Origin of the sequence: Bacillus pseudomycoides DSM 12442, assembly GCF_000161455.1 — a bacterium.
GTDB lineage: Bacteria > Bacillota > Bacilli > Bacillales > Bacillaceae_G > Bacillus_A > Bacillus_A pseudomycoides.
The window spans coordinates 4,893,431-4,895,732 of record NZ_CM000745.1 but is presented as its reverse complement, the minus strand read 5'-3'; the positions used below and the strand labels follow the sequence as shown (position 1 = coordinate 4,895,732).

1 protein-coding gene is annotated in these 2,302 nt (G+C 40.4%); it reads left to right on the top strand.

Annotation, left to right across the window (positions count from 1 at the left end):
- Positions 1-548: 548 nt before the first annotated feature.
- Positions 549-2,198 carry a group II intron reverse transcriptase/maturase gene (gene ltrA, locus BPMYX0001_RS24860; RefSeq protein WP_006096946.1) on the top strand — a complete coding sequence of 550 codons (1,650 nt, stop codon included), beginning with the start codon at positions 549-551 and terminating at the stop codon, positions 2,196-2,198.
- Positions 2,199-2,302: the final 104 nt, after the last annotated feature.

Below are 2,302 nucleotides of genomic sequence, written 5' to 3'. Positions count from 1 at the left end.
AAAGAAGGTCTCCATCCGAAACTGTATTTCTGGTAACGGGAATGTAGGTTGCATGAGGAAATGCGGAAACAGAGGACAAATGCATGGTCCGGAACACTGCTAGGAGAAGATAGGTATGGTAAACGAGAGTGAAGGTTTGTAAGCTTCGTAAACGTTAGCTCAAGATAATGCATGGCTTTGCTTGGGTATTGGCAAGAGGAAAAGTAGGGTCATAATACTACTGTGCTGCGTCCCGCATCTTGCTCGGAGTAAAGAACCTGCCTAACCCTATCGCATCTGTGGAATGTGGAACTTGGTAAGCCCTATGTTATCTGTATAAACAGTAGAGAGATCGAAAGGTCAAACGATGTAACAGAGGGTATGGGATATGGGAGAAAGCAAATGCCGTTATACCGAAAGGTAACAGGAAAGCAAAAATGTATAACTGAACGGATACTGTCGTCCTTTTGAACACATTATGACAGACTTGAAAGAGGGCCCACTTCCCATAGGTCTTCAACACATAAATACATTTGTGGTTAACTTTTGATGAAAAGGAGCGTGCAGTTATGAACACCTCAGAACGAGCGTCGGCGCACGCTTCATATACAAATTGGAATTCAGTAGATTGGCATACAGTCCAAAAGTATGTGATGAAGCTACGACAAAGAATTTATCGTGCCGAACAACAAAAGAAACTTAGAAGAGTCAGGAAACTTCAACGATTACTCCTACGGAGTGAAGCTAACTTACTGTTGTCCATTAGAAAAGTAACACAACAGAATAACGGAAAGCGTACCTCTGGAGTAGACGGTTATACAGCACTTCATTCTGGAAAAAGAAACGAATTATACCGACAGCTAAAGAGGCTCAGTATATTTCAACATCTTCCCAAGCCAGCGAAACGAACCTATATCGCTAAAAAAAACGGAAAACTGAGACCTCTCGGTATTCCAACTATCAAAGACAGAGTCTATCAAAATATGGTGAAAACGGCGCTAGAACCGCAATGGGAAGCACGATTTGACCCCGCCTCATACGGGTTCCGACCGAAGCGGAGTACACACGATGCCATTAGTAATATCTTTAATAAGATTAACACAAACAGTAAGAAAAAGTGGATATTTGAAGGTGATTTTAAAGGATGCTTTGACCATCTAAGTCATCATTGGATACGAAAACAAACTTACAGTTTTCCAGGAAAAACACTGATTCAGCGATGGTTGGAGGCTGGATATATAGATCAACATTCTTTCTCTGAAACAAAGGAAGGAACTCCGCAAGGAGGAATTATATCCCCGCTTCTAGCTAACATTGCATTACACGGAATGGAGGAGGAACTTGGCGTTATATATCGAAAGACATATAAATCCAATGAAAGCTACGCAATTCATCCTAAATGCAAAATAGCGATTGTTCGATACGCGGATGATTTCGTTGTCTTAACAGAAACGAAACAACAGGCTCAATCCATATATGAAAAGATACAACCGTACTTGAATAAAAGAGGACTTGAGCTGAGTATTGAAAAAACAAAGGTGACTCACATTGAAGAGGGATTTGATTTCCTAGGTTTTTCCGTACGTCAGTACAAAACGTGGAAAGGGAATAAATTACTGATTAAACCCAGCAAAGATAGCGTTAAGAAGGCAAAGGAAAAGATAAGGAATACGTTCCGCATCATGAGAGGACAGCCTATTGGGGAACTCATTAAAGTGTTAAACCCAATTATTAGAGGGTATGGACAATATTGGAGACATGTCGTATCTCAAAAGACATATGATAAAATCGGTCATTATATTTTCGAGAAAATATGTAAACATCTTATCCGATTGCACCCTAAGAAATCATGGAAATGGATAAAGAAGACTTACTTCAAAAAGCCTCATCACGGAGGCAAGGAATCTTGGACTCCGACCTGTCCTCTAACAAATATCCAGCTCTTACAAATGCCTTGGTTTAAAATTAAACGGCATGTGATGGTCTTATATAAGAACAGTCCCGATGACCCTACTCTTAAAGAATACTGGGAAAAGCGAGACCGTAAGGTCTTTGATGGAACAAATACCTTAGATAGAATTAAACTGGCGAAAAAACAAGGGTATCGTTGTGCGTTATGCAGACAACCACTACAAAATGGAGAAAAGGTTATTATACGTGATTTACCAATACACTCAAATAAGGTTACAAAGCTAGTACATGTACCTTGCATCAAGTAAGAAGTTGTTTGGATAAAAAGAAGGCTTGAGCCGTATGACGGGAAAGCTGTCACGTACGGTTCTTAGGAGAGTTAGGGGCAGTGATGCCCCTCGCTTATCCGACT